Source organism: Nocardia sp. PE-7 (assembly GCF_030486425.1).
GTDB lineage: Bacteria > Actinomycetota > Actinomycetes > Mycobacteriales > Mycobacteriaceae > Nocardia > Nocardia salmonicida_A.
The window spans coordinates 402931-410578 of the sequence record NZ_CP129614.1 but is presented as its reverse complement, the minus strand read 5'-3'; the positions used below and the strand labels follow the sequence as shown (position 1 = coordinate 410578).

Sequence of the window (7648 nt, the reverse complement as noted above, 5' to 3'; positions counted from 1 at the left end):
CACCTCGTACCGATATCGACGCGCACTGCCACTCATCCGCACCGCGCGCGGACCAGCCAGTGTTCGTTCCACCTATCCATCCATCCCGACTACCGTGCGCCGCTCGTGCGGCTGCCCGGCGTTGCCGATCATCTCACTGAGCGCGACAATCGTCGCACCGGTCCCGTCGCCGGGCTCGGCAACGGCCACCGCGGCCTCGGTGAACACGTGGCTCACCTCGTCCGCACCCCCCTGGTCTGCCCCCATCACCAGCGTCGCACCCGCGATCGCGGCCGCGACGATCTCGAGCACGCCCGCCACCGAATCCGGTCGGCCCGCCGCTCGCGTGCGCGATTCGAAGTTGAGCCCGGTGCGCTCGGCCACCTGCTCGGCCGCGGTCGCCAACTCGTCGTAGCTCAGCGTGCGGCCACCGCCGACGAACGCCACGTCGTCGCCGCGCAGCGCGCGGGTGCGATGGGCGTAGCCGATCGGGCGCGGCGATTCCGCGGCCAGTTCGGCGCGCAGTGCCGGGTCGGCGAGGTCGTACCAGTCCAGGCCGTCGGGTGCGTCGAGAATGTCGATGGTCAGGCCGAGCTTCACCTCGAGGCTGCCCGGCAGGCGCGCGTTCATCGTCATCAGCGGCACCACCGCGGCGCCGGCCTTGAGTACCGCCCAGGTCGCGATCGCCGCATCGACCCCGCGGTCGAGTCGCACCGCGACTCCGGTGCCGGGCCCGGCGCCGCGGGCGATCAGCGAGCGAGCCAATTGCGAAGAACGGGCGTCGAATTCGGCATAGGCGATCTCGGATCCACCCAAATCGAGAGCGGGCGCGTCCGGGTCCTCCTCCACCGCCGAGGCCAGTTCCTGCGCCAGCGCGGCGCCGTTGGCCGACGGCGGGGGCGCATAGGCCGCGGCGGTCAGTTCGCGTTCACGTTCTCTGGCATCACGCAGGTCGATATCGCCGACTCGCACCGTGGGATCGGCGGCTACCGCGGTGACGATCTCGGTGAGCCCGCGCGCGAAGGCCGCGACGGTGTGCTCGTCGAAAAGGTCGGTGGCGTAGGTGAAGACGACGCCGATCTCGTCGGGTTCGCCGGTCGCCGACAGGCGCGGTTCGACATTGACCTGGAGGTCGAACTTGGCGGGCCGGGCCGCGAGGTCCATCGCCTCGATGGTGAGCCCGGGCAGGCGCAGCACGGGTGTCTCGTTGTTGTGGAACGAGAGCACCACCTGGAACAGCGGGTTGTGCGACACGGTGCCGGTCGGGGCCACCTCCTCGACGACTCGCTCGAACGGCAGGTCGGCGTTGGCGAACGCGGCGAGGCCGACTTCGCGTGCGGCGCTGACCAATTCGTCGAATCCTCGGCGCGGGTCCACTTCGGTGCGCAGGGTCAAGGTGTTGACGAACATGCCGACCAGATCGTCGAGTTCGGGCTCGCCGCGCCCGGCGATCGGGGTGCCGATCGCGATATCGGTGCTGCCCGAGATCCGCGCGAGCAATACCGCCAGTGCCGCGTGCACCACCATGAACAGCGAGGCGTTGTGCCTGCGGGCGATCTCGGCGAGGCCGACATGCACGTCGGCGGGCAGCGTGATGCTCACGTCGGCGCCGCGCAGCGAGGCGTGCGAGGGGCGGGGATGGTCGTGCGGGAGTTCCACCGTGCCGAGATGTCCGGACAGGGTGTGCCGCCAGAATTCCAGCTGCCGCGCGGCGGTGGAATTCTCGTCGGATTCCGCGCCGAGCACCTCGCGCTGCCACAGCGCGTAGTCGGCGTACTGCACGGGCAGTGGCGCCCAGGCGGGCGAGCGGCCTTCGACGCGGGCCCGGTAGGCGATCACGAGGTCGCGCGCCAGCGGAGCCAGGGAGGCGCCGTCGGCGATGATGTGCTGCACCACCACGGCGAGCACATATTCCTCCTCCGCGAGCGGATCGTCGGCGCGGGCCGTGAACAGTCCGGCGCGCAGGGGAACTCGCTCGGCGACGTCGAAACCACCGGAGAGCAAGCGGATCACCCGTTCGCGCGGATCGTCGCACTCCTCCAGCGCGAGGCCGGTGGGCAACACCGCGCTCACGGGCAGGATCTCCTGGTACGGAACAGCTTCGGCGTCGTCGGCCGGGAAACGGGTACGCAGCGCCTCGTGCCGTTCGAGCACATCGGCGACGGCGTAGCGCAGGGCCGAGGTGTCGAGCGCGCCGCGCAGCCGCAGGACCAGCGGGATGTTGTACGCCGGCGAGTCGGGATCGATGCGGTTGAGCAACCACATCCGCTGCTGCGCGGGCGAGAGCGGAATGACGCCTCGATCCTGCGCCGGGATCAGCGGCGGTCGTGGCGCGGTCACCGAGCCCGGGCGCACGCGCGCGGCGAGCGAGCCCACGGTCGGCGCCTCGAACAGGTCACGTACCACCAGGTCGGTGCTGAGCGCCTGGTCGATGCGGGCGATGGCCCTGGTGGCGAGCAGCGAGTTGCCGCCACGGTCGAAGAAGTTGTCGTCGAGGCCGATCTCGGGCACGCCGAGCAGGGCGGCGAAGACCTCGGCGACGCTGAGTTCGATGGGAGTGGTCGGCGGCCGGAAGGTGGTGGCGGCGGTGAACTCCGGCGCGGGCAGGGCCGCCCGGTCGAGCTTGCCGTTGGTGGTCATCGGCAGTTCGGGGACCACCACGACCGCGTCGGGAACCATGTAGCCGGTGAGGAAGTCGGCGACGGCGGCGCGCACCCGCACCGGGTCGAGTGCCGTGGCCACGCGAGGCCCGGAGTCGTCGTCGGCGAAGCCCGCACCGCCACGTTCGAAGCGTGCTCCGACCGGGCTCTTCGGACCCGCGACATCGGGCTCGACGACATCTGTCGCCGGGACGACATAGGCGATCAGGCGGTCACCGGCGTGCTCGTCGGCGCGCACGATGACCGCGGACTGACCGACGCCGGGAACCCGGAGCAGGGCGGCCTCGATCTCACCCGGTTCGATGCGGAAACCACGCAACTGGACCTGTTGGTCGCCGCGGCCGCCGTATTCGAGGGTGGGGGTGCCGCGGAAACCGATCCAGCGGCCGAGATCACCGGAGCGATAGCGGCGCGCACCGGGTTCGCCGAACGGATCGGCGACGAAGCGGGTGGCGGTGAGGCCCGGCTTGCCGAGGTAACCGCGCGAGAGTTGGTTGCCCGCGATGTAGAGCTCACCCGCGACGCCGAAGGGCACCGGGCGCAGCCGGTCGTCGAGGACCACCACCGACAGCCCCGGCAGTGCGCGGCCGATGAGGCTGCCGGGCAGTTCGGCGGCATCCTCGCGCCGCTCCACCGCCGCGTCCGCTCCCCCGACGTCTGCCCGGTCGGCCACGATCTCCGCCGTCCGCGAGGTCAGGACCTGGTGCGAGACATGGACCGTAGTCTCGGTGATGCCGTACATGTTGACGAGTTCGGGTGCGCCATGGCCGTTGCCGTACCGGTCGTACCAGCGGTTGAGCTTGCGGGGGTCGAGGGCCTCGCCGCCGAAGACCACATAGCGCAGTGGCAGCGGTGTGGCGCCCGCGGCCTGTGCGGCGCGATCTGCTTCGTCGAGTTGCGCGAAGGCCGTGGGGGTCTGGCTCAGCACCGTCACGTGTTCTCTGGCCAGCAGCTCGCGGAATTCGATCGGCGACCGGGAGGTCAGGTGGTCGACGACGACGACCGACGAGCCGCCTGCCAGCGCGCACCACAGTTCCCAGATCGAGAAGTCGAAGGCGAAGGAGTGGAACACCGTCCACACGTCGTCCTCGTCGAAGGCGAACAGCAGCTGGGTGTTGGCGAACAGCTCGAGCACATTGCGATGGGTCACGCCGACGCCCTTGGGCAGGCCGGTGGAACCCGAGGTGTAGATGACGTACGCCAGGTGATCGGGGAACAGCGCCGCGCGGCGTTCGCCGGGATGCAGGGGTGCGTCGGAGTACGCGGGTTGCTCGTCGAGCAACACCACGGGCAGATTCGCGAGGGGCGCGAGCAGTTCGTGCTCCGCCGAACTCGACAGCAGAACAGCGGGTTTCGCGTCGGCGATGATGTAGCCGAGGCGCTGCGCCGGGTATCCGGAGTCGATCGGCAGATAGCCCGCGCCCGACAACAGCACCGCGAGCAACGCGACCGGGAGCTCCTCGGTGCGCGGGACGGCAACGGCCACCAGGGTTTCCGGGCCCGCGCCCTGCGCGATGAGCGCGCGCGCCAGCGCCGACGCCCGGCCGAGGAGATCGGCGAACGTGATGGACCGCTCCCCCGCCCTGATCGCGATCGCCTCGGGCCGCTGTCGCGCCTGGGCGATGATCAGGTCGGCGAGGGTCACCTCGGGAACCGCGATCCCGGGCGAATTACCCTCGCGCAGCACGAGTTCACGCTCACCCGGTGCGAGCACGTCGATATCGCCCACGGGCTTGGCCGGATCGGCCACCACCGCGGCGAGGACCCGCGTCCAGCGGTCGGCGAAGTCGGCGACCGTGGCGCGGTCGAAGAGATCTGTGGCGTAGACGAATGTGGCCGCCATGCCCTGCGCCGCGCCGTCGATGCCGATGTGTTCGGCGAGTTCCACCTGCAGGTCGAACTTCGCCAGCGGCACCGCGAAATCGGCGGCGGACACAGCGAGGCCGGGCAGTGCGAGGTCGGAGCGGGCCAGGTTCTGGAAGGTCAGCATCACCTGGAACAGCGGGTGCCGCGCGGTCGAACGCACCGGCTCCAACAGCTCGACGAGCCGCTCGAACGGCACGTCGGCATGTCCGAAGGCCGCGAGATCGCGGGATCGGACCTCGGTGAGCAACTCGGCGAAGTTCGCCGCCGGATTCACCTCGGTGCGCAGGACAAGGGTGTTGACGAACATGCCGATCAGCTCGTCGAGTGCCTGCTCACCGCGGCCGGCGACCGGGGTGCCGATCGCGATGTCGCGGGTGCCGGAGAGCCGGGCCAGCAGCATGGCCAGCGCGGTGTGCACGACCATGAACAGCGTGGCGTTGTGCTCGCGGGCCAGCGCGGACAGGCCGGCGTGGACCGAGGCGGGCACCTGAATGCTCAGCGAGCCGCCCGCCCGGCTCGAGACAACCGGACGCGGGCGGTCGGTGGGCAGTTCGAGCTGTTCGGGCAGACCGGACAGGGTCTTTCGCCAGAAGGCCAGTTGCGCGGCGAGCAGCGAACTCGGGTCGTTCTCGACGCCGAGCAGTTCGCGCTGCCACAGCGTGTAGTCGACGTACTGCACCGGCAGCGGCGGCCACTGTGGCGCGCCGCCACCGCGCCGTTCGGCGTAGGCGGTGAGCAGATCCCTGGTCAGCGGCGCGAAGGAGAATCCGTCGGCGGCGATGTGGTGCACCACGCACACGACGACGTGCTCGCTGTCCGAGATCGCCAGCACCCGAACCCGCACCGGCGGACCGGCCGTGACGTCGAAGCCGGTCAGCGCCGCGGCGCCGATCGCCTCGGTGAGCTCGTCCTCGGCCACCTCGACCACGTCGAACTCGGGCATCGCGGCCGGATCGCCCGCCGCCAGCACCAGCTGGTGGCCCTCGCCGTCGAGCACCGCGCCGTAGCCCTCGGAACCGACACCGCCGGACACCGGATAGACCGTGCGAAGAACTTCGTGGCGGGCGACCAGGTCGGCGATCGCGGCGCGCAGGGCGGGCAGGTCGAGGCGACCGGAGAGCCGGACCGCGACCGGGATGTTGTCCACCGCCGACGCGGGGTCGAAGCGGTTGAGGAACCACATCCGCTGCTGGGCGTAGGACAGCGGGATCAGTTCGGGGCGCGGACGCGGCGTCAACGGCAGCGCGTGCGCCGACAGTCGTTGCTGCTCGGCGCGATTGGCCAGACCGGCGACGGTCGGCGCCTCGAAGACCGCCTGGACCGGCACCCGCACATCCAGCGCGGCGCCGATGCGGGCTACCGCCTGGGCGGCGAGCAGCGAGTCGCCACCCAGTTCGAAGAAGTCGTCGTCGGCGCCGACCCGGCCCGCGCCGTCGCGCAGCAACAGCGCGGCGAACACATCGGCCACCACCTGTTCGGCCGGGGTGGCGGGCGCGCGGAAGCCGCGCGCGGCGAACACCGGCGTCGGCAGCGCGGCGCGATCGAGCTTGCCGACCGGGGTCAGCGGCACCGCGGCGAGCACCATGATCACCGACGGAATCATGTACGCGGGCAACGTTTCCGCGAGGAACTCCGCCAGCGCCCCGGTATCGACCGTGTGGCCGACGCGCGGCAGCACATAGGCGACCAGCGCCGTCGCGCCCGACGGCATCGTCTTGCCCAGCGTCACCGCGTAGTCGAGATCGGGGTGCGCGGTGAGCGCGTTGTCGATCTCGCCCAGCTCGATCCGGAAGCCACGCACCTTCACCTGGAAATCGGTGCGGCCCAGGTATTCCAGCGTGCCGTCGTGTTCGTAGCGGCGGACCAGATCGCCGGTGCGGTACAGCCTGCCCGGCCCGAACGGCGAGGCGACGAAACGTTCGGCGGTGAGCCCCGGCCTGCCCAGATACCCCTGTGCCAGCGCGGGACCGGACAGGTACAGCTCGCCGACCACCCCGGCGGGCACCGGTCGCAACCGCGCGTCGAGCACGTACAGACCCATGCCCGGCACCGCGGTGCCGATGGTGATCGGCGCGTGCGCCCGCAGCGGCGCGGTGCTGGTGGCCAGGATCGTGGCCTCGGTGGGCCCGTAGCCGTTGTAGAACGTACGCCCACCGGTCGCCCAGCGGCCGACGAGCTCGGGACCGAACCGGTCGCCCGCGACGATCACGGTCGCCAGATCCGGCAGCCCGGCCGGATCGACGGACTCGAGCGCGCCCGGGGTGATCAGCAGGTGGGTGATGCGCTCGCGGCGCAGCAGGTCCGACAGTTCGAAACCGCCGAACACCCGCGGCGGCGAGATCACCAGCGTGGCACCGACGCCGAAGGGCAGCAGCAGCTCGAGCACCGACACGTCGAAGTTCGGCGAGCAAACATGCAGCACGCGCGAATCCGGTTCCACGCCGAAGTGTTCGCGCTCGGCGGCTACCAGCGTGGCCAGGCCGGCATGGGTCACCACGACGCCCTTGGGCTTGCCGGTGGAGCCGGAGGTGTAGATGACGTAGGCAGGGTGACGTTCGTCGATCGGGCGGACCCGGTCGGCGTAGCTCACCGCGTGCGCGGGCCGCACGGCGATGCGTTCGGCGACCACCGGGTCGTCGAGTTCGATCCAGTACGCGGTGGTGCCGAGGCAGGAGCGATGGGCCGCGGTGGTCAGGCCGATGGTCGCGCCGGAGTCGGCCACGATGTGGGCGATCCGGTCGGCCGGGTAGGCCGGGTCGACCGGCACGTACGCCGCACCGGTCTTGGCGATGGCCCACACGGCGAGCACGGATTCGATCGATCGGGCGATGGCGATCGCGACGACATCGCCCGCGCCCATGCCACGGGCGATGAGTTCACGGGCCAGGCGCGAGGATCGCTCGTCGAGCTCACGATAGGTGAGTTCGAGTTCCGCACCGGGCATCCCGGTGGGGTTGTAGCGCAGCGCGATCGAATCGGCCGCGGACTCGACGGCGGCCGTGAGCAGCTGACCGAACAACGGAACGCCGGTAGCACGTCGGCGACCGGCACGGCCCGTGCGGCGGGGGGTTTCCACAGACCAATACACCTCTCGCGTCCGGCGGCCGAGTCGGACACAGCATAGCCACACCTACATAGCCGCT

General features: G+C 70.8%; 1 protein-coding gene. It reads right to left on the bottom strand.

The annotated features are described in order from the left end of the window. Positions 1-72 precede the first annotated feature (72 nt). Positions 73-7581, bottom strand: coding sequence for a non-ribosomal peptide synthetase (locus QX204_RS01985; RefSeq protein WP_301904913.1), 7509 nt, complete (start codon positions 7579-7581; stop codon positions 73-75). Positions 7582-7648 lie beyond the last annotated feature (67 nt).